The following is an 18,266-nucleotide window of genomic DNA, read 5'->3' as shown; positions in this document are numbered from 1 at the left end:
CCGGCCGCGGTCACCCGGGCGTGTCGTGGACGAGGGTCGCCGCCGGCTCCGGTGCGGCCTGCGCGACGCCGGTGGCACGCGTCGCGTGCTCGATCGAGGCCAGCAGGTCGACCAGCATCGGCATCGCCACCGGCTTCACCAGGTGGTGGTCGAAGCCGGCGGCGAACGCGCGCTCGCGGTCCTCGGCCTGGCCCCAGCCGGTCAGCGCGATGAGCGGCGTGCGCACGCCGCGCTCGCGCAGCGTGCGGGCGACGTCGTAACCGGTGACATGCGGCATGCCGATGTCGAGGATCGCGACGTCCGGTTCGATGCGGTCGAACTCGCGCAGCGCGTCGCTGCCGTTGTCGACGAGATGGACCTCCGCCCCGGACAGCCGCAACGCTTCGGCGAGGCTGCCGCCGACATCCGCTTCGTCATCCGCCACCAGCACGCGCAGCAGCAGGCGCGTCGTATCGATGTCGTCGGACCAGGATGACGGCGCCGCGTCCGTGCCATGCAGGGGCAGCCGCAAGGTGAAGGTGCTGCCCTTGCCCGGACCGTCGCTGACGGCGTCGAGCGAGCCGCCATGCAGCACGGCCAAGCGGCGCGCAAGTGCCAGGCCGATGCCGAGCCCGCCCTGGTGGGAAGCACGCGTGCGCTCGCCACGGCTGAACATCTCGAACAGCCGCGGAATTTCCTCCGCTTCCATGCCTACCCCGGAATCCTCGACCGACAGGATCACGGCGCCGTCGGCCACACGCGCACGCAGCACGACGTGGCCGCCGGGCGCGGAATACCGCGCGGCGTTGTTGAGGAGGTTGCCGAGGATCTGCGCCAGTCGCACGCGGTCACCGTGCACGACCACCGGCGTGGCGGGCAGGTCGAGGGTCAGTCCGTGTTGCCCGGCCTCGATCGCCGGCCGCGAGGCCTCGACCGCGCTGTCCACGACGTCGGCGAGCGTGACCGGCTCGACCTGCAGCGACACCTTGCCGCGGGTGATCCGCGACACCTCCATGAGGTCGTCGACCAGGCGCACCAGGTGGTCGACCTGCCGTTCCATCATCGAGTGGATGCGCGCCTGCTGCCCGCCCGGCTCGGTGCTCGCGCGCAGGATTTCCAGCCCGTAGCGGATCGGCGCCAGCGGGTTGCGCAGTTCGTGCGACAACGTGGCGAGGAAATCGTCCTTGGCGCGGTCGGCTTCGGCGAGGCGCTGTGCATGCTCGCGGATGATCCGTTCGGCAGCCTGGCGTTCGGTGATGTCGCGGGTGGTGCCGGCGACCGCCACGATGTCGCCGGCGGCGTCGAACACCGGCGCGAAGATGTAGTCGTAGATGCGCCGGCCATTGGTGCCGGTGAACGGGATCTCCCCGCGGATCGGCGCCCGCGTCGCGATCACCTCGGCGAGCTCGCGGTCGTGCATATCCGCATGCCACGGCTCGTACCCCAGGTCGAGCCAGGTCTTGCCGCGCACGTCGTCGACACCCCAGACCCTGAGCAGCGCCTGGTTGGCGTAGATCGCCCGGTGGTCGGTGCCGAAGACGTAGACGAAGTCCGGCGTGTTGTCGAGCGCGGTCTCGTAGATGCGGCGCTGGTGTTTCGACTCCGCCGCCAGCCGCTCGCGGTCCTGTTCGGCGAGCACGCGCGCGGTGACGTCGCGAAAGTACACCGAGATGCCTTCCGGTGCCGGGTAGACGGTGACTTCGTACCAGCCTTCCAGTCCGGGATAGAACGCCGTGAACCGCGTGGCGACCCGTCCGTGCATCGTCTGCCGGTAGTGCTCGCTGAAGGCCGAGTTCCCGGAGCCGGGGAAGCGCTTCCAGATCACCGCGCCCGCCAGCGAGCCGGGTTCCGCGCGGAGGATGCGATGCGCCTCGGGATTCACGTAACCGAAACGCCACTGCCGGTCGAGGGTGAACACCCCTTCGGTCATCGCATCGAGGATGGCCATCGAGCCGTGGCGGCGCTCGGTCGCGGCGTCCTCGGCCTGGTGGAGGATGTATTCGACCGCGCCGGCGTCATCGAGGATCGGCGTGTTGACCATCGACCAGTAGCGCTCCTCGAACCGCCCGGACGCGGGGTCGGCAAGGTCGAAGCGCTGCTCATGGCGTTCCGGCCGGCGGGTCCTGATCACGTGCTCGAACGCGGCCTGCAGGATGGCGGCGCTGCCCGGTGCCTGTGGTGCTTCCGGAAACAGCTCGAACAACGGCCGTCCAAGCACTTGCGCGGGCGCCGTCGACATCGCCTGCAGGGTCCGGCTCATCGCGACCACCGGGAAGCCGGGAACCGCGCGCAGCACGGCGAGATGGCCGGGCAGGGCGTCGAAGGCGCGGAGCAGATCGTGCGGAGCCATGGCGTGCGCGGTATCCGGGGGCGGTCAGGGTACGCGAGCGCGCGTGCGGAGCTGCTCACGCCTGGCGTCGAACCGGCTTGCGCCGCGCAGCGCGTCGAGCAGGATCCCGGGGTCGCGCATCCATGCCTCCGGCTCCGGCCCACCGGACGAAGGCGATGCAAGCGTGCAGCGTGCGCGGCATCGCGCCGCCGGTGCGCGTTCAATGCGCACGGCGCGGCGGTGTATCGTCGGCCCGGGCCATCACCAACGGACCTGCATGAGCACTTACGGACTGGGTTCCGTCTTTTCCCCCCAATCGGTTGCCGTCGTCGGCGCCAGCCCGCGCGAGCGCTCGGTCGGGCGCATCGTGCTGCGCAACCTGCGCGAAGCGGGCTTCCCCGGTCCGCTCGGCGTGGTCAACCCGCGCCACGGCGAGATCGACGGCATCGCGACCGCCGCAAGCATCGGTGCCCTCGGCTGGGTACCCGAACTGGTGGTGGTGACAACACCGGCGGCGATGGTGCCGCGCGTGGTCGCGGACGCTGCCGCGGCCGGAGTGAGGGCGGCGGTGGTGATCACCGCCGGGCTCGGGCAGGGACCCGGGTCGCTCGCCGAGGAACTGGCCCATGCCGCCCGCCCATCCGGGCTGCGCGTGATCGGCCCCAACTGCCTCGGCGTGATGTCGCCGCACGCGCGCCTCAACGCAAGCTTCGCCGCGCACCCGGCCGCAGCCGGCGACCTCGCGCTGGTGTCGCAGTCCGGCGCGATCGCGGTGGGCATGGTCGAGTGGGGGCTGGCGCGTTCGGTGGGGTTCTCCGCCGTGGTGTCGATGGGCGATGCACTCGATGTCGATTTCGGCGACCTGCTCGACCATTTCGCGCTCGACCAGCGCACCCGCGCGATCCTGCTGTACGTCGAATCGATCCGGAATGCGCGCAAGTTCATGTCCGCGGCACGCGCCGCCGCACGCGCGAAGCCGGTGGTGGTGGTGAAGTCCGGCCGCCACGCTGCCGGTGCGCGTGCTGCCGCGACCCACACCGGTGCACTCGCCGGTTCCGATGCGGTCTACGACGCCGCGTTCCGCCGCGCCGGGCTGCTGCGCGTGCATTCGCTCGACGAACTGTTCGCCGCCGCGGAGACGCTGCGCCACGTGCGCGGCACGCCGGGCCGGCGCTTGGGCGTGCTGACCAACGGTGGCGGTGTCGGCGTGCTGGCGGTGGACACGCTGTCGGACCTCGGCGGCACCGTGGCGACGCTGTCGGAGCAGACCATCGCCCGCCTCGATGACGTGTTGCCGGGCACCTGGTCGCGCGCCAATCCGGTCGACATCGTCGGCGACGCCGACGGCGCCCGTTACACCGCGGCGCTGGAAGCGATGCTGGCCGACCCCGGCACCGACGCGGTGCTGACGATGAACGTGCCGACCGCGTTGTCATCGGCTTCCGAGGCTGCGGATGCGGTGGTCGACGTGCTCGGTCGTCGTCGTGGCCGGGCGGCCGAAAAGCCGGTGTTCGCGGTGTGGCTGGGCAAGGAGCAGGACGCCATCGACACGCTGGATGCCGCCAACGTCCCCACCTACGCCACCGAGGCGGAAGCGGTACGCGGCTTCATGTACCTGGTGCGCAATCAGGAAGCGCAGGACGCGCTGAAGGAAACCCCGCCCAGCCTGCCGGAGGATTTCGCGCCCGACACCGCCGCGGCACAGGCCGTCATCGCCGAGGCGGTGGCGGCCGGCAGCGAATGGCTGGATCCGCTGCAGGTGGCGCGGCTGTTCGCCGCCTACGACATCCCGATCACTCCGGTGGTGTACGCCGCCGATGCCGAGGCCGCCGCCAACGCCGCGGAAGCGCTGCTGGCGCGGGGCCAGGCGGTGGTGGTGAAGATCCTGTCGCCCGACATCCAGCACAAGTCCGACGTCGATGGCGTGCGCCTCGGCCTGGTCAGTGCCGAGGCGGTGCGCGACGCGGCCGCCGGCATCCTGCAACGTGCGCGCGAGGCGCGTCCGGACGCCCGTATCGACGGCGTTACGGTGCAGCCGATGGTGGTGCGGCAGAAGGCGCGCGAGCTGATCTGCGGCATCGCCGACGATGCGACCTTCGGTCCGGTGATCGTGTTCGGTCGCGGCGGCACCGCGGTCGAGGTGATCGACGACAAGTCACTGGCGCTGCCGCCGCTCGACCTGCGCCTCGCCCACGAGCTGATCGGCCGCACCCGCGTCTCGCGCATCCTCAAGGCCTATCGCGACGTGCCTGCCGCCGATACCGATGCGGTCGCCCTGGTGCTGGTGAAGCTGGCGCAGCTGGCCGCCGACCTGCCGCAGGTGGGCGAGCTCGACATCAACCCGTTGCTGGCCGATCGCGATGGCGTGGTGGCGGTGGATGCGCGCGTGCGCATCGCGCCGACGGTGCCGCTGCACAAGGGGCCCGGGCATCCGCGCTTCGCGGTGCGGCCGTATCCGAAGGAATGGGAGCGCACCATCGCGCTCGCCGACGGCCGCGAGGTGTTCGTGCGACCGGTGCGGCCGGAGGACGAGGCGCTGTTCCGCGCGTTCTTCACCCACGTGACCAGCGAGGACCTGCGCCTGCGCTTCTTCAGCGCGGTGCGCCATTTCAGCCATGAGTTCATCGCCCGGCTGACCCAGCTCGACTACGCCCGCGCGATCGCGCTGGTGATGATCGAGCCGGAGACCGACGAGATGCTGGGTGCGGTGCGGCTGCTGGCGGATGCCGATTTCGACCGCGGCGAATACGGCATCCTGGTGCGTTCCGACCTCAAGGGCCAGGGCATCGGCTGGCGGCTGATGCGGCTGATGATCGACTACGCGCACTGGCTGGGGCTGCGCGTGGTCGAGGGCCAGGTGCTGCGCGAGAACCGCACCATGATCGCGATGTGCCGCCAGCTCGGCTTCCAGGTCAGGCCCGATCCCGATGACACCACCCTGGTGCGCGTGGTGCTGCCGATCGGCCCGCTGCCACCCGGCAGCTGAGGTCATATCCGCGGCGGTGGCAGCCGGTTTCCGGCCACCACCGCCGCGTTCCCGCTGACCGTTACTCCGGCACCTTGGCCGGCACGAATGGCGACACCGGGTCGCTGGCCGGGAAGGTTTCCTCCAGCGCCTCGTCCTGGTTCTCGTCGGCGTGGTCCTGGCGCTGCTGCTCGTCGGCGTCGGGGCGCGGCTGTGGGGTGTGGTGGCTCATGGTGGTGGTCTCCGGCGGCGCCCGGGGCTGGCCGCGTTGGGTGGGTCGATGCGCCGGGGGACCCCCGCGACGCGATCCGGATCGCCGTGGTGCAGCGCAGGTCCGGTACCGGTCGATCCTCGCCCTGCGCGCGTCAGCGGCAGGTCAACGCAGGTCACCCGTGGCGAACGCGGCATTGCGGCGCATGTCGCGGACGCGCGGCGGATAATGGCCACGTGCGCAAGATCCTCCACATCGACATGGATGCCTTCTACGCCTCGGTCGAGCAGCGCGACGACCCGACATTGCGCAGTCGCCCGGTGGTGGTGGCCTGGCGCGGGATGCGCTCGGTCGTCTGCGCGGCCTCCTACGAGGCGCGCCGCTACGGCGTGCGCTCGGCGATGCCCGCGCTGCGGGCGGAGCGGTTGTGCCCCGATGCGGTATTCGTGCCACCGGATTTCAGCCGCTACAAGGCGGTGTCGAAGCAGGTGCGGGCGATCTTCCACCAGCACACCGACCTGGTCGAACCGCTGTCCCTGGACGAGGCCTATCTCGACGTCACCGCGCCGAAGATCGCCGCGCCCAGCGCCACCGCGACCGCGGAGCGCATCCGCGCGCAGATCCGCGAGGAAACCGCGCTGACTGCATCGGCCGGGGTGGCACCGAACAAGTTCATCGCCAAGATCGCATCGGACTGGAACAAGCCCGACGGCCTGTTCGTGGTGCGGCCGTCACAGGTCACCGCCTTCCTCACCGACCTGCCGGTGGGGCGCATTCCCGGCGTCGGCAAAGTGATGCAGGGCAGGCTCGCCGAACTCGGCGTCGCCACGGTGGGCGACCTGCGCATGGTCCCGCTGGAACAACTGGTGCGCCGCTTCGGTGCCTGGGGCCGACGCCTGCACGAGCGCGCGCATGGCATCGACGAGCGCCCGGTGGAACCCGACCAGCCGGTGCAGTCGATCTCGTCGGAAGATACCTTCGCCGAGGACCTGCCACTCGATGCGCTGGCACCGCGCATCCACGAACTCGCCGACAAGACCTGGACCGCGACCACGCGCACCGAACGGGTGGGCCGCACCGTGGTGCTCAAGCTCAAGACCGCGCAGTTCCGCATCCTCACCCGCAGCCTCACGCCGGATACGCCGCCGCGCTCGGCACAGGAGCTGGCGGCCATCGCGAGCGCGCTGCGCGGTCGCGTCGACCTGCCGGCGGAAACGCGTTACCGGCTGGTGGGCGTGGGCCTGTCGGGCTTTCGCGAGCGCGAGGAGCTGCCCGGCCAGCGCGAGCTGTTCGGCGTCGCCTGAAGCTCAGGCGCCGGTCGCCGGCGACCAGTCGAAGGCGAGCGACTCGTCGCGGTCGAAGCGGCGCAGGTGGTTCTCGATCACCCGCTGCAGGCGCGCGCGCTCGTCGGCATCGGCATGCTGCAGGCGGATGCGCAGGCCATCGCCGTCGACATCGAAATCCGCGCCGCCGTCGGCGGTGAACGGTATGTGCGCGTGGCCGTCATGGTCGCGGTGGATCTCGAACTTGTGCCGCCAGTGGTTGCACAGCGTACGCAACAGGCGCGCGGGATCCGGCGATGCGATGACGGCGGTGGTGGTGATCGGGGACATGCGTCGGCTCCGGTACTGCAGGGTCAGCACCATAGCGCGCTGGCGGCGCAGGCGGACGCCGCCGCACACGAAGCTGTGTTCCGCCGCGCCGGCAACGCAGCCGCGCGACATCGGCGTGGCGCGTCGTGCACCCGATGCCGCCTCGCGGTGCGCGGACGTCGCTGCGTGCGGATGCGAGAATGGCCCGCCCGCAGCTGCAGACCGCCATGACGTTTCCGTTCTCCGCCGTCCTGTTCGACCTCGACGGCACCCTTGTCGACAGTGCGTCGGACATCGCCGAAGCGGTCAACCGCATGCTGGTCGAGCTCGGCCTGCCGCGCGTGCCGGAGGCGCGCATCCTCGGCTGGATCGGCGAAGGCGCGCACCAGCTGATCACCAGCGCGCTGCGCGATGCCGGCAGCACCCTCGAGGCCGATGCCGTGTACGCACGCTTCATGGTCCATTACGAGGCCTGCCTGCTGCTGGATCCGCGGCTGTATGACGGCGTCGTCGACACCCTGCAGACATTGCGCGACCGCGGCGTGCGGATGGCGGTTTGCACCAACAAGCCGTCGCGCTTCGTGCCGCCGCTGCTGGCGGCGATGGGCATCGATGGCTATTTCGAGGGTGTCGTCGGTGGCGACAGCCTGGCCTGGCGCAAGCCGGACCCGCGCCCGCTGCTGCACCTGGCCGCGCAGCTGGATGTGGAACCCGCGCGTTGCCTGATGGTTGGCGACTCCGAAACCGACTTCGCCGCCGCGCGCGCGGCCGGCATGCCGGTGGTGCTGGTCAGCTACGGCTACCCGCGCAGTTTCGACCTGCATGCGGCGGGGGCGCTTGCGGTGATCGACCGCTTCGGGGAACTGCTCGGGCTGGAGTGACGCTTCGGTCGGCAGTGAGCCAGCAGCCCGGACAAAGCCACTGGCCGCTCCGGGTTGGGCCTGCCGTGCGAAGAAAGCCTCACGCGAAGAGCGCCCTCACCCGCCCCTGTCGGGGCAGGGGTGAGGGCGACGGGGGCCGCGCGTCAGCGCACCGGCGCGTAGCGCAGGGTCACCACGAACTCGCGGCCGGGCTGGTTGTACCAGCGGATGGTCTCGTAGCGGCGGTCGAACACGTTGGCCAGCCGCGCCTGCACGCGCCACGCGGGAGCAAACGCGTATTCCACGCGCAGGTCGGTGGTGGCGAAGCCGCCCAGCCGCACCCGGTTGGCGGCATCGTCGTAGCGGTGGCCGGCGCCGTTGAGAGTGGCACCGAGACGGAACGCCCCGAATTCACGGTCCACGTCGACCCGGCCGCTGTTGCGTGCGCGGCGGGTGAGCAGGTTGTCGCGGTTGGGTCCCTCGCTGCGGTTGCGCGGGTCGACATGGCTCAGCTGCACGCCGACGTCCCAGCCCGCCAGGTCCACGCCGGCCGTGAGTTCGGCCCCGCGGATACGCGCAGTATCGGCCTGGATCAGGTTGAAGCCGCTGTCGTAGCCGATCAGATCGTCGACCTCGTTCTGGTAGGCATCCAGCGCCCAGTGCCAACCGTCGCCGGCCTGGGCGATGCCGGCGTTGAGGCTCTTCGACGTTTCCGGCCCCAGCGCCGGGTTGCCGGAGATCGGGAAGTACAGCTCGTTGAAACTGGGCGCGCGGAAGCCCGTTGCGTAGCCGGCGGTCAGCCGCAGCCCGTGGCCAAGCGCCAGGCCCCAGCCGAGGCTGCCGGTGGTGTGGGTGCCGTACTGCTGGTTGTCGTCATGGCGCACGCTGGCCTGCAGGCGATGCGTGCCGAACGTGCCGTGGAAACCGGCGAACACGCCGAGGTTGTCGCGCGTGGCCACGTCGTAGTCGGTGGTGCTGTCGACCCGATCGTCCTGCCAGTCCACGCCGACCGACAGCATGCGGCCCGCGGCGAGGTCGACATCGGCCTGCAGCGAGGCGGTGTCGCGGCGGGTGTCGAACTCGCTCAGCAATCTGCGCGGGGTGGCGTCGTCGACGAAGTAGTTGTCCGACCTGTCGTACGAGCGTCCGGCCTGTGCGGTCAGGAGCAGCCGCGGCGAGACCGTCCAGGTGAGCTTCGAACCCATGGCCTGCTGCAGGTTCTCGGACTCGTTGCCGCCGAACACGGTGCCGTCGTACTCGTTCTCGGACGCCGCGCGCAGCAGGCTGGCTTCCAGCGCGAGGTCGCGGCCGAGGTCGATCCCGCCGCGCAGGTTGAGCGAGCGGTTGCGGTAGCCGTCGCGGTCGGGCTCGTCGGCGAAGCAGCCGGCGAACAGCGTCGCCGAACCGCGGCAGGCATCGATGCCGTCGGTGCGCTGCCAGGCAACGTCCACGCCATACCAGCCGCGTTCGCCACCGGCGCCGATGCCGGCACTGGCCTGGCGCAGGTTGTGGCTGCCGAAGCCGGCGCTGAAGCGCGGCGTGGCGGCACCCTGGTCGCGACGGGTGAAGATCTGGATCACCCCGCCCAGCGCCTCCGAGCCGTACAGGCTCGAACGCGGGCCGCGCACGATCTCGATGCGATCGATCTGCTCCAGCGGCAGGTCCTGGAACATCACCAGGCCGGCAGTCGCGGTCCCCATGCGCACGCCGTCCACCAGCACCAGCACATGGTCGGATTCGGTGCCGCGCATGGAGATCGTGGTGAGCTTGCCGGGGCCGCCCTGGTTGACCAGGTCGATGCCGGCGCGCCCGCGCAGCAGGTCCGGCAGCGAGCTGGCCTGGCTGCGTTCGATGTCGTCGCGGTTGATCACCTGCACCGGGGCGATGCTGTCGACGAGGCGGATCGGCGTGCGGGTGCCGGTGACCACCACTTCGTCGAGGTCGACGGCGGCAGTGACGGCGTGGGCTGCGTGCGGCAGCAGTGGCAGGGCGGCCGCGATGGCCAGGAACAATGGTCGGACGTGCATGGAAACTCCTCGCGTGCACCCTCGCACGCGTGTCGAGTGGAGGCAGGCGCTGGATGCGGCTGCCGCGATCGACCCGCACGGATGCACACAGAGGAGAACGCACGAGGCACGGATGCGCACGGGCGCATCGCGCAGCCTCGATGCCCACCGCATCGGCAAACCGCTCGGGCCGGGGCCCGCTCCAGGCCGGTCTCCGGGCTCGCGAGTGGACCGGTCGTGGACCGGCCCCGGCGCCGCGCCTTCCCATGGGCCGCTTGCGCGGTAACCACAGTGGCGGATGCGACGCCTCGACTCGCTTACCGTTGCGGGGGCAGCGCCGGAATGGCCGCGGAATGATCCGCGTGCGTCACCGGCTTCCCGTTGAACACTGGCGTGTTCAACCCGGCCAATGCCGGGTCACCTGAAGCGCGGCGATTGTACGCCACGCGATCGCCCGCCGGCGGTGGCCGCTCAATCGCGCAGGTCGAGGCGCTCGCGCACCAGGGCGGCGATGCGCGCGGTCTCGCGCAGCGGCTCGACGTCGAACGGCGCCAGCGCCGCATCCAGCGCCCGCACGCGTCCGCGCGCCAGCAACGCATCGATGAACCGCCGCGGCCGCCCGCGCACGCGTTCCGGCTCGGCGACGAACACCGGCACCCGGGTGGCGCCGGCTTCCGACAGCATGTTCACCGAGTCCGCGCTGCAGACGATGCGGTCGGCCCAGGCCAGCAGGCCGGCATACGGATTGGCGCCATCACCGGGCCCGGTCCAGCACATGCCGGGCAGGTCGGCGGCGCGTGCGCGCAGGGCGGTGAGGACGTCGAGTGGTGTGCGCCGCGACACCGTGGCCAGCAGGCTGCCACCCTCGGCGGTGATGCGTGGCAGCAGCGTCGCCGCCAGCCGCTCGAACGCGGCCAGGTCGAATTCCACATGCCGGCTGGGCCCGCCCAGGAGCAGCGCGGTGCGCGGGCCGGGTAGCGCGGCCAGCGCCGGGTGGGACGCATGCGCGGCGGCCAGCCATGCGTCGTCGACAGGATGCAGGCTGCCCAGCAGGGTGAGCACGTTGTCGCCGCGCAGGCCGTCGTGTCCGGGCGCGACCACGAGATCCCAATGGTGCGGATCGATCCGTGGATCGAGGATCTGCACCGTGCGTGCACCGGCCGCGCCGGCGAGGCGGGTGGCCAGAGCGCCCTGCCTTCCGCAACCGATCGCAAGCCGCGGTGGCTGCGCCAGCGCATGCGCGAACGTCGCCCCGAATGCTCCTCGCGCACCCGGCAGGGCACGCGGCGCCGCCAGGCGCCACGGCATGCGGGCATCCAGTTGCCAGTCATGCGCCTCGAGACCGAGCGCACCGGCGAGCGCCGCCGCCTGCCGCAGGTTGCCGGCGTGGCCGTCGCTCAGCGTCCACACCCGTGCTGGTTGCATATCGCCCTGCAACTGCGTGTTTCGTTCCACTGGCACGACCTTTCGTTGCGGAGCACGACCTGCGGCCCGGGCGCCGGGACTCTACACTGCGGGCCTGTTCATACGCGCGGCACCGCCGCAAAGGACCCACGCACGATGAAGCCGCTCGACGCGACTGCCCTGGACCAGCTCTTCCGCACTGCACGCACCTACAACCGCTTCAGCGGCGAGATCGACGACGCCACGCTGCAGCGGCTGTACGAGCTGGTGAAGTGGGGGCCGACCAGTGCCAACCAGTGTCCGGCACGCTTCGTGTTCGTGCGCTCCGAGGAAGCCAAGCAGAAGCTTGCGCCGGCGCTGTCGGAAGGCAACCGTGAAAAGACCATGTCGGCGCCGGTGGTGGTGATCGTCGGCCATGACCTCGACTTCCACGAGAAGCTGCCCTACCTGTTCCCGCACACCGATGCGAAGAGCTGGTTCGACGGCCCGCAGGAGAACCGGCGCGACCACGCACTGCGCAACGGCACCCTGCAGGCGGGCTACCTGATCCTCGCCGCGCGCGCGCTCGGCCTCGACACCGGCCCGATGACCGGCTTCGACGCCGCGATGGTCGACGAGCTGTTCTTCGCCGGTACCAGCATCCGCAGCAACATCCTCATCAACCTCGGCCATGGCGATCGGGCCAGCATCTTCGGCCGTTCGCCGCGGCTGTCGTTCGACGAGGCCTGCCGGATCGCCTGATCCGGTCCATGCCGGCCGGATCGACCGATCCGGCGCAAGCACTCAACCGCCACAAGGAGTTCCGTCATGCACATGCCTTCCCGCAGGTTCCTGCAACGCAGTGCGCTGGTTGCCGCGCTGGCATTGACCGCCGGTGCCGCCTTCGCCGCACCGGTCACCTACACCATGGATCCCGCCCACACCACCGTGGTCGCGAAGTGGAGCCACTTCGGCTTCTCCAACCCGGTGATCCTGTTCGGCGATGCCGAGGGCAGGATCGTCCACGACGCCGACAACGTGTCCGCTTCCAGCGTCGAGGTCACCCTGCCGCTGTCGGGTCTGGAGTCCAACGTGTCCGCGTTCAACGACCACCTGCGCAGCGACGATTTCTTCGACGCCGAGAAGTTTCCGCAGGCCACCTTCCGCAGCACCTCGGTGGAAGCCGCAGGCGACGGAAAGCTGAAGGTCACCGGCGACCTCACCATCAAGGACATCACCCGCGAGGTCGTGCTCGACACCACCATCAACACCATCGGCGCGCATCCGATGAGCAAGAAGCCGACCGCCGGCTTCGACGCGAAGGCGACCATCAAGCGCAGCGACTTCGGCCTCGGCATGTACGTGCCGAACGTGGCTGACGAGATCGAACTGCACATCACCACCGAGGCCAGCGCCGCGGCCGACTGATACCGCAGCAGCGGTAACATGGCGACGCCCCCGGATCCGGGGGCGTCGTCGTTTGCGGAGGTCCCCATGCCCGTGTTGTTTCCCGCTCAGACCCGCGGTCGCCTGCAGCAGGCCGGCATCGACAGCGTGCACAGCTTCTCGTCCGCGGGCTTTGTCGATCGCAAGCGCATGGGCTTCGGCGCACTGCGCGTGCTGACCGAGGAATGCATCGCTGCGGACACGGCGCTGCCGCCGCAGCGACGGGCCAACATGCAGGTCCTGACCTGGGTGCGTTGTGGCGTGCTGGCATGGTCCGATGGCGACGCCTCCGGCGAAGTCCCCGGCGGCTGCGTGCAGCTGCTCGATGCAGGCCACGGGATCGAGCAGGTCGAGCGCAATCCGTCCGCGGAACATCCGGTCGACCTCGTGCGCCTGTGGCTGCAGCCGGCGGTGCTCAACACCGCGCCGCGGCGGCTGGAGGGATGGTTCGACGGCACTGCCCGCGACGGGCGTTGGCAGATGCTGGCCGCCGGCGATGCCGATGCGGGCGACACCACCGACGGCGCGCTACCGCTGCGTCTGGACGCGCAGGTCTCGGTGGCGCGGGTGCGGCCGGGTGAGGGATTAGCGGTTGGTGTGCGACCCGGGCGCCGGGTGTGGCTGCAGGTGCTCTACGGCAACGTCAAGATCGGCGAGCAGGCGCTGGAAGCGGGCGATGCGCTGGCGTGGGATCGCGAGGACGATCCGCATGCAACGATCTTCGCGTCGCAACGGCCGGCGGAACTTCTGCGGGTGGAACTGCCGGGCTGATGCAGTCGGCGGTCGGGCCGACCACTGCACTGCCGGCAAAGCTGCCCTCATCCGGCGCTTCGCGCCACGTGCACTCGCGCCATCCATGGCGCTCGCCCTACGGGCGGCTTCGCCGTGCAACGCGGCACTCCTGCCGCGTTGTCTCCCGCAGGCGGGAGAAGAGCCTGCCCCCGAGGCGCTTCTGGTCGGGGGTGCCCCGCAGGAGCGGATGAGGGCATCCCGCCGGTGCACGGCTGTGGTGTACCGCCGCGCGTCGCCCGGCCGCACCCGTACGCCTCAGCGGTAGCGCGCTTCCAGCATCGCCCAGGCCGCGCGCAGGCCCTGCGCTTCGCCGCCGGCGGGCTTGCCGGGGCGGTCCCCGTCGTTCCAGGAATAGACGTCGAGGTGCGCCCACGGCTGGCCTTCCGGCACGAAGCGCTCGAGATACAGCGCCGCGGTGACCGAGCCGGCCATGCGCGAACCGGCATTCGCCATGTCGGCGATGCGGCTGTGGAGATAGCGCAGGTAGGGCCGCCACAGCGGCATCCGCCACACCGGGTCGTGGTGGGCGAGGCCCTGCTCCAGCCACGCGCCGGCCACGTCGTCGTCGTTGCTGTACAGCGCCGGCAGGTCGGGGCCGAGGGCGATGCGCGCGGCGCCGGTGAGGGTGGCGAAGTCGATGATCAGGTCCGGCGACTGCTCGCCGGCCAGCGCCAGTGCATCGCACAGCACCAGGCGGCCTTCGGCGTCGGTGTTGTCGATCTCCACGCTGAGGCCCTTGCGGGTGGCGATCACCTCGCCCGGACGCAGCGCATTCGGACCGATCGCGTTCTCCACCGCCGGGATCAGCAGCGTCAGCCGCACCGGCAGCGCGCGCGCCATGATCAGCTCGGCCATGGCCAGCGCATGCGCGGCGCCGCCCATGTCCTTCTTCATGTTGCGCATGCCGTCGGCCGGCTTGATGTCGAGGCCGCCGGTGTCGAAGCACACGCCCTTGCCGACCAGCACCAGCTGCGGATGCGCGGCATCGCCCCAGGTCAGCTGCAACAGGCGCGGCGCGCGGTGGGAGGCGCGGCCGACGGCGTGGATCGCCGGGAAGTTCCGCGCCAGCAGCTCGTCGCCGGCGATGCTGTCGAAGCCCGCACCGTGCGTGGTCGCAATGTCGCGTGCCACCTGCTCCAGCTGCTCCGGGCCCATGTCCTCGGTCGGCGTGTTGACCAGGTCGCGCACGCGGTTGCATGCGGCGATGAGGTCCAGCGTCGTGGCGTGCCGGCCTTCCAGCACCAGCCGCGCGGGCGCACGGCCGCCACTGCAGTAACGGGTGTAGCGGTACGCGCCGAGACCCCAGCCGAGCACGCAGGCACTGCGCGCGTCGTCAGCGCCTTCCACGCGCCAGTCGCCCGGCGGCAGCACCGCCGGCGCCTGCGCCCAGGCGTAGGGATCGTGAGCGTCGGCCACCACCCACAGCGCGCCGGCCAGGCCGTCGTCGCCGGGCAGCGCGATCCAGCCGCTGCCATCGAAGCCGTGGCCGTCGAGCCAGGCCTGCGTGCGCGCATCCTGGCCGCCGCGCCAGCTGTCGACATCCGCCCGTTGCACCACATGCAGCGGGCGCGGCCGTGCGGCATCGGCGGCGGCGATCAGGCCGGCGGGCAGGGCGGGGGTGGTCGATGTCATGCGGACTCCTGGGAACAGCAGCGTGCGGGGTATCGGGCTCAGCCCGGCCCGGCCATGGCGGGGGCGCGGATGTCGTGGGTCTCCAGCCAGTCGGCGAGGCCGGCGAGGCTGTCGAATTCGAGGTCGGGCCGCAGCTGGCGGTTGGTCCAGCGGCGGCCGTCGCGGTTGATCCAGCAGGTGCGCAGGCCGGCACGGAACGCGCCGGCGACGTCGGCATCGACATGGTCGCCCACGTGCAGCACTTCCCCATGCGCGCAGTCCAGCCGTGCGCAGGCGGCGTGGAAGATGCATGGCGACGGCTTGGCCTTGCCGTGCTCGCGCGAGCCGAGCTGGAACACGAAGTGCGCATCGATGCCGATGCGGGTGAGGTCGGCATTGCCGTTGGTCAGCGCCGCCACCGGCACGCGCGCGCTGATGCGCGCGAGCGCATCGAGGCTGTCGGGATAGTGTTCGACCTCGTTGCGCGCGGTGTAGAAGGCCTCGTACGCCGGCTCCAGCAGGGCCATGTCGGCGCCGCTGTCGCGCAGCGCGATCTCAAGCGTCATCCGCCGCAGCGCGGACAGGTCGTGCGCCAGCTGCGGATTGTTGCGCCACACGCGTTCGCGCATCGCGCGCATCGCATCGGGCGGCCAGCGTTGCGCTGTTTCCGGGCTGTGCGTGCGCAGCCAGTCGTCGAGCACGCGTTCGATGCGCTCGCCGATCGGGGCAAACGGCCACACGGTGTCGTCGAGGTCGAGGGTGATGGCGCGGACAGCGAAAGCCATGGCGGCCATTGTAGGCCGGTGCCGCTGACCGGCACCCGTGCGGAGCGGCACGCACCGTCCCGGGCGGTGTTATTCCAGCAGGCGCGCCCAGCGGTCCATGCCTTCCACCCGCACCAGCGCGATCTTCGCGCAGACCAGCAGCGGCACCGCGAGCAGCAGGCCGATGATGCCGAACAGGAAGCCGAACACCATTAGCGCGATGATCAGGATCAGCGGCGACAGCGCCATCCGCCGGCCCAGCACGATCGGGGTGATCAGCTGCCCCTCGAGGGTGTGCAGGCCGAGGTAGACCGCCGCCGGCAACAGCGACGCGCCGATGGTGTCGAAGTTGACGAAGCCCATCAGCAGCATCAGGAACACGCCGATGAAGGCGCCGACATAGGGCGCGAAGTTCAGCAGCGCCACGATCGTGCCCCACATCAGCGCCTCGGGACCGCGCACGCCCAGCGCCCACAGGCAGCCGGCCAGCGCCATGCCGAGCAGCGTGTTGATGATGCTGATGGTGAGGATGTAGCGCGATACCTCGTGCTCGATCGAGGTCATGATGTCGACCGTGAGCTTCTTGCGCTGGCGGTCGGGCAGGATCGCGATCGCATGCCGCTGCAGGCGCTCGCCGTACACCATGAAGAAGAACGTCAGCAGCACCACCGCCAGCACCGACGCCAGCATGCGCGGCGTGGCCGCCAGCCACTGCAGCGTGCCGCCGCTCTTGATCTCGACCAGTTGCACGCGCTGCTTCGGGCCGACATCGGCCACCTTCGCGATCGATTCCGCGGCCGCACTGGCCGACTGCACCGGCTTGGCCATCTGCTGCAGGCGCGGGGTCAGCGAGCGCAGCTGGCGCGGTGCCTCCTCGATCCAGCCGCGCACCGGGCCCGCCAGTTGCCACGCCAGCATGCCGGTCGCCGCCAGGCCACCCAGCAGCACCACCAGCGCGCCGACGAAGCGCGGTACGTACAGCCGTCGCAGCCCGCGCAGGATCGGATTGCCGACCATGGCGAAGAACATCGCCAGCAGGATCGGCAGGATCAACCCCTGCGCCGCCCAGGCGGCGGCAAGTACCGCCAGTGTCGCCAGCACCACCATCGATGCCGGCGCACGGGGACGTGGCGCGGGCGGAGGCGGCAGTTCGCCGTCGGTAGCCTCGATGCTGGCAACCATGCCCGGCTAGCGTTCGGACAGGTCGGTGGCGGCCTCGGCCGGCGATGGCTGGCGGTCCCACTGCGGGTCGGGCCGGCTGCGGTCGCTGCGCGGCCGGCCGGCCTCCAGCGCGGCCGCCTCCGCGGCGGCACGTGCCGCCGCCGCACGCGCGGCAGGCGTGGCGCCGGTGCCACCGACCGCGGCACCGGTGGCCGTGCCCACCGCGACATCCGCGGTCGTCGCCGCCACGTCGGCCGTGGTCGCGGCTTCGTCGGCGGTGTCCGCGGCGGTCTTGGCCTTGCTGGCGGCGAAGGTCGACTGCACCGACGCCACGAGCCCGGCCACCGAGGTCACCAGCTGCATCATCTTCGGGTTGGCGTATTGCCCGACATGCCGCAGCGTCCGCGCCGGTTGCGCCTTGCCGCTGATAAAGCCCAGCAGCGCACCGACGATGAGGATGCGCGGCGGCGTCCAGCCTTCCTTCCAGTTGGTCTGCAGCCCGCTCCACGACAGCCGGGTCTGCAGCATGCGGCCGTCGACCACCTGTTCGCTGCGTTCGACGCGCTTTTTCAGCTGTTCGAAATTCATGGCGCCTCCATCCCGGCCGGCTTCGGGCCGGCCAGTCCGTCGCCCTGCGGGCCTGCCGCCTCCGAGGGCATCGGCGGCCTGGTGCCTTTGTCGGCGGAGGACTGGTCGTCGTCCTCGTCGTCCTCGCTGAACAGCCCCAGCCGCTGCAACTGCCGGCGGCTGGCATGCATGCCCGCGTAGTCGAAGAACACCGAGGCCCGCCAACCGGCCACGCCGGTCACCACCAGGCTGACCAGCGCGGTGATCGAGAACGAGCCAAGCCAGGAAATCCCGTCGATGCGCTGCAGCAGCACGATCAGCGCGCCCATCAGCAACAGCCATGCGGACGCGCCGAACACCACCGCGATGGCCACCCAGGCCATTGCACGCCCGGTGGCGCTGCGTGCAAGCGCGAAGTCGGCCGAGATCAGCCGCCGCAGCGCACGCCCGGTATCCAGCGCCGACCTGGCGGTGTCACGACCGGACTTGCCGATGCGGCGGACGCTTTCATCCAGATGCGGCGCCTTGCCCGTGTCGGGCACGGCGCCGTCGGGATCGCCCTGGGGTGCGTGGTCTTCAGGTTTCACCGGTGTTCCCCGT

At 70.9% G+C, this 18,266-nt stretch carries 16 protein-coding genes and 1 riboswitch; of the genes, 6 read left to right on the top strand and 10 right to left on the bottom strand.

What is annotated here, in order from left to right:
• Positions 1-10: 10 nt before the first annotated feature.
• The gene (locus E5843_RS12560) at positions 11-2,329 is read right to left on the bottom strand and encodes a hybrid sensor histidine kinase/response regulator (RefSeq protein ID WP_136412826.1); all 2,319 of its coding nucleotides are present in this window, start codon (positions 2,327-2,329) and stop codon (positions 11-13) included.
• A 256-nt stretch (positions 2,330-2,585) separates the two neighbouring features.
• Between E5843_RS12560 and E5843_RS12555 the strand changes: the two genes are divergently transcribed.
• Entirely contained in the window at positions 2,586-5,294 is a 2,709-nt protein-coding gene (locus E5843_RS12555; protein WP_136412825.1) for a bifunctional acetate--CoA ligase family protein/GNAT family N-acetyltransferase, read from the top strand.
• A gap of 61 nt (positions 5,295-5,355) precedes the next feature.
• On the opposite strand, the gene E5843_RS14265 is transcribed toward E5843_RS12555, so the two are convergent.
• Positions 5,356-5,505, bottom strand: a complete 150-nt coding sequence (locus tag E5843_RS14265; RefSeq protein WP_166432760.1) for a hypothetical protein — start codon at positions 5,503-5,505, stop codon at positions 5,356-5,358.
• A gap of 215 nt (positions 5,506-5,720) precedes the next feature.
• On the opposite strand from E5843_RS14265, the gene dinB reads away from it, so the two are divergent.
• Positions 5,721-6,788, top strand: coding sequence for a DNA polymerase IV (dinB, locus tag E5843_RS12545; RefSeq protein WP_141066049.1), 1,068 nt, complete (start codon positions 5,721-5,723; stop codon positions 6,786-6,788).
• Between the two features lie 3 nt (positions 6,789-6,791).
• Here the strand turns inward: dinB and E5843_RS12540 are convergent, their stop codons facing one another.
• Positions 6,792-7,097, bottom strand: coding sequence for a DUF2218 domain-containing protein (locus tag E5843_RS12540; protein WP_166816014.1), 306 nt, complete (start codon positions 7,095-7,097; stop codon positions 6,792-6,794).
• 179 nt (positions 7,098-7,276) lie between these two features.
• On the opposite strand from E5843_RS12540, the gene E5843_RS12535 reads away from it, so the two are divergent.
• Complete coding sequence (locus E5843_RS12535) at positions 7,277-7,957, top strand: phosphoglycolate phosphatase (RefSeq protein WP_244240778.1); 681 nt, start codon at positions 7,277-7,279, stop codon at positions 7,955-7,957.
• Positions 7,958-8,100: 143 nt separating this feature from the next.
• Here E5843_RS12535 and btuB read toward each other — a convergent pair whose 3' ends face one another.
• Entirely contained in the window at positions 8,101-9,963 is a 1,863-nt protein-coding gene (btuB, locus tag E5843_RS12530; RefSeq protein ID WP_136412822.1) for a TonB-dependent vitamin B12 receptor, read from the bottom strand.
• Positions 9,964-10,130: 167 nt separating this feature from the next.
• Positions 10,131-10,382, bottom strand: a riboswitch (cobalamin riboswitch).
• A 31-nt stretch (positions 10,383-10,413) separates the two neighbouring features.
• Positions 10,414-11,367 (bottom strand): mitochondrial fission ELM1 family protein, encoded by a 954-nt coding sequence (locus E5843_RS12525; RefSeq protein ID WP_136413105.1) that lies wholly within the window; start codon positions 11,365-11,367, stop codon positions 10,414-10,416.
• 135 nt (positions 11,368-11,502) lie between these two features.
• On the opposite strand from E5843_RS12525, the gene E5843_RS12520 reads away from it, so the two are divergent.
• The 3 genes from E5843_RS12520 (at position 11,503) to E5843_RS12510 (ending at position 13,542) form a co-directional block, all read left to right on the top strand.
• On the top strand, positions 11,503-12,087 hold the full coding sequence (locus E5843_RS12520) for a malonic semialdehyde reductase (protein ID WP_136412821.1): 585 nt from the start codon (positions 11,503-11,505) through the stop codon (positions 12,085-12,087).
• 66 nt (positions 12,088-12,153) lie between these two features.
• Positions 12,154-12,753, top strand: coding sequence for a YceI family protein (locus E5843_RS12515; RefSeq protein ID WP_136412820.1), 600 nt, complete (start codon positions 12,154-12,156; stop codon positions 12,751-12,753).
• 66 nt (positions 12,754-12,819) lie between these two features.
• The gene (locus tag E5843_RS12510; RefSeq protein WP_166816012.1) at positions 12,820-13,542 is read left to right on the top strand and encodes a pirin family protein; all 723 of its coding nucleotides are present in this window, start codon (positions 12,820-12,822) and stop codon (positions 13,540-13,542) included.
• 276 nt (positions 13,543-13,818) lie between these two features.
• Here E5843_RS12510 and E5843_RS12505 read toward each other — a convergent pair whose 3' ends face one another.
• From E5843_RS12505 to E5843_RS12485, 5 genes are all read right to left on the bottom strand, one after another.
• Positions 13,819-15,195: a leucyl aminopeptidase family protein gene (locus E5843_RS12505; RefSeq protein WP_136412818.1), complete on the bottom strand. Its 1,377-nt coding sequence runs from the start codon at positions 15,193-15,195 to the stop codon at positions 13,819-13,821.
• A gap of 38 nt (positions 15,196-15,233) precedes the next feature.
• Complete coding sequence (locus E5843_RS12500; protein ID WP_136412817.1) at positions 15,234-15,959, bottom strand: HAD family hydrolase; 726 nt, start codon at positions 15,957-15,959, stop codon at positions 15,234-15,236.
• 69 nt (positions 15,960-16,028) lie between these two features.
• Positions 16,029-17,120: an AI-2E family transporter gene (locus E5843_RS12495; protein WP_134674243.1), complete on the bottom strand. Its 1,092-nt coding sequence runs from the start codon at positions 17,118-17,120 to the stop codon at positions 16,029-16,031.
• A 6-nt stretch (positions 17,121-17,126) separates the two neighbouring features.
• Positions 17,127-17,687, bottom strand: a complete 561-nt coding sequence (locus E5843_RS12490; RefSeq protein ID WP_134674242.1) for a protein sip-5 — start codon at positions 17,685-17,687, stop codon at positions 17,127-17,129.
• Entirely contained in the window at positions 17,684-18,253 is a 570-nt protein-coding gene (locus E5843_RS12485) for a phage holin family protein (RefSeq protein ID WP_425480717.1), read from the bottom strand. The genes E5843_RS12490 and E5843_RS12485 overlap by 4 nt, the downstream gene beginning before the upstream one ends.
• Between the last annotated feature and the right edge of the window lie 13 nt (positions 18,254-18,266).

The sequence above is a fragment of the Luteimonas yindakuii genome, assembly GCF_004803715.2.
Lineage (GTDB): Bacteria > Pseudomonadota > Gammaproteobacteria > Xanthomonadales > Xanthomonadaceae > Luteimonas > Luteimonas yindakuii.
Note: the sequence above shows the minus strand (reverse complement) of the source record. Positions and strands in the feature narration are given on the sequence as shown.

Excerpts from the sequence above, each read along its gene's own strand:
- E5843_RS12560 (WP_136412826.1), bottom strand. The coding sequence starts at position 2,329 with ATGGCTCCGCACGATCTGCTCCGCGCCTTCGACGCCCTGCCCGGCCAT.
- E5843_RS12555 (WP_136412825.1), top strand. The coding sequence starts at position 2,586 with ATGAGCACTTACGGACTGGGTTCCGTCTTTTCCCCCCAATCGGTTGCC.
- E5843_RS14265 (WP_166432760.1), bottom strand. The coding sequence starts at position 5,505 with ATGAGCCACCACACCCCACAGCCGCGCCCCGACGCCGACGAGCAGCAG.
- E5843_RS12540 (WP_166816014.1), bottom strand. The coding sequence starts at position 7,097 with ATGTCCCCGATCACCACCACCGCCGTCATCGCATCGCCGGATCCCGCG.
- E5843_RS12535 (WP_244240778.1), top strand. The coding sequence starts at position 7,277 with ATGGCCCGCCCGCAGCTGCAGACCGCCATGACGTTTCCGTTCTCCGCC.
- btuB (WP_136412822.1), bottom strand. The coding sequence starts at position 9,963 with ATGCACGTCCGACCATTGTTCCTGGCCATCGCGGCCGCCCTGCCACTG.
- E5843_RS12525 (WP_136413105.1), bottom strand. The coding sequence starts at position 11,367 with ATGCAACCAGCACGGGTGTGGACGCTGAGCGACGGCCACGCCGGCAAC.
- E5843_RS12520 (WP_136412821.1), top strand. The coding sequence starts at position 11,503 with ATGAAGCCGCTCGACGCGACTGCCCTGGACCAGCTCTTCCGCACTGCA.
- E5843_RS12515 (WP_136412820.1), top strand. The coding sequence starts at position 12,154 with ATGCACATGCCTTCCCGCAGGTTCCTGCAACGCAGTGCGCTGGTTGCC.
- E5843_RS12510 (WP_166816012.1), top strand. The coding sequence starts at position 12,820 with ATGCCCGTGTTGTTTCCCGCTCAGACCCGCGGTCGCCTGCAGCAGGCC.
- E5843_RS12505 (WP_136412818.1), bottom strand. The coding sequence starts at position 15,195 with ATGACATCGACCACCCCCGCCCTGCCCGCCGGCCTGATCGCCGCCGCC.
- E5843_RS12500 (WP_136412817.1), bottom strand. The coding sequence starts at position 15,959 with ATGGCTTTCGCTGTCCGCGCCATCACCCTCGACCTCGACGACACCGTG.
- E5843_RS12495 (WP_134674243.1), bottom strand. The coding sequence starts at position 17,120 with ATGGTTGCCAGCATCGAGGCTACCGACGGCGAACTGCCGCCTCCGCCC.
- E5843_RS12490 (WP_134674242.1), bottom strand. The coding sequence starts at position 17,687 with ATGAATTTCGAACAGCTGAAAAAGCGCGTCGAACGCAGCGAACAGGTG.